This is a genomic window from Sinorhizobium sp. P24N7, assembly GCF_042436655.1.
Classification (GTDB): Bacteria; Pseudomonadota; Alphaproteobacteria; order Rhizobiales; family Rhizobiaceae; genus Sinorhizobium; species Sinorhizobium meliloti_A.
In genome coordinates, this window is record NZ_JBHMIW010000054.1 from 1 (window position 1) to 1,115 (window position 1,115).

The window sequence follows — 1,115 nt, forward strand, 5'->3', positions numbered from 1 at the left end:
GGTAACGCCGGGGCTTTTTACCGCCCGGGATACTACGAGGCGCAATGCACTTTCACAGGAGACCCACGCCGTGCTTGTCATGAATTCTCATCCGGACCATAACCTGCCGTTGGAGGCCGTCGACGCCGGAACGCTTCGCGTCGACGCGGCGCGGGAAGTCGAGCGCTTTCTCTCCTTCCGCGCCAATCACAAGCCCACGCCGCTACAGTCGCTGAGCGGACTCGCCGGACAGCTGGGCGTTGCCTCGATCCACATGAAGGATGAGGGTTTTCGGCTTGACCTCGGCAGCTTCAAGGCGCTCGGCGGCTCCTATGCCGTCATTAGGCTGGTTCTGGAGGAGGCGTCGCGGCAGTTCGGCAAGCCTGTCGATATTGGCGAACTGGACACCGCCGCAGTGCGACGAATAGCCGAAGGTATGACGGTTGGTTGTGCCACCGATGGAAATCATGGGAAATCAGTTGCCGCCGGTGCCCAATTGGTCGGGGCCAAGGCAGCGATCTTCGTCCATTCGGGCGTCAGTGACGAGCGTGTCGCAGCGATCGCTCAGTATGGTGCCGAGATGATCCGGATCGAGGGCACTTACGACGATTCGGTCGCCGCGGCCGAACGGATCTGCAAGGAAAACGGCTGGATCGTCGTCTCCGATACCTCCTGGCCGGGATATGAACGGATTCCGGGGCTCGTGATGCAAGGATATACGGCGATGCTGCGCGAGGCCGTCGCCGGGCTCCCGCAGGCGCCGACGCACGTCTTCATGCAGGCCGGTGTCGGCGGCTTGGCCGCGGCGGTAGCCGGATATTTCGATATCGTCTTCGGCAATGCTCGCCCGCGCTTTGTCGTGGTCGAGCCGGATCGCGCCGCATGCCTCTTCGCGAGCGCGCGGGCCGGTCGTCTGGTTAAGGTCGACCACGACAAGCCGACCATCATGGCGATGCTCGAGTGCTACGAGCCGTCGCTCGTGGCATGGCGGATACTGGCCAGAAAGGCTGACGCGTTCATGACCGTCAGCGAGGAGGAAGCCGCCGAGGCGATGCGGAGTCTTGCCCGACCCGTCGCCGGCGACCCGCCCATCGTGGCCGGTGAAAGCGGCGGCGCGGGGCTCGCCGGCTTCCTGA

1 protein-coding gene is annotated in these 1,115 nt (G+C 64.2%); it reads left to right on the plus strand.

Annotation, left to right across the window (positions count from 1 at the left end; translation table 11 throughout):
• Positions 1-70: 70 nt before the first annotated feature.
• Positions 71-1,115, plus strand: a 1,045-nt coding sequence (locus ACFHWW_RS33825) for a diaminopropionate ammonia-lyase (protein ID WP_379943716.1), incomplete at its 3' end; no start/stop codon positions are given.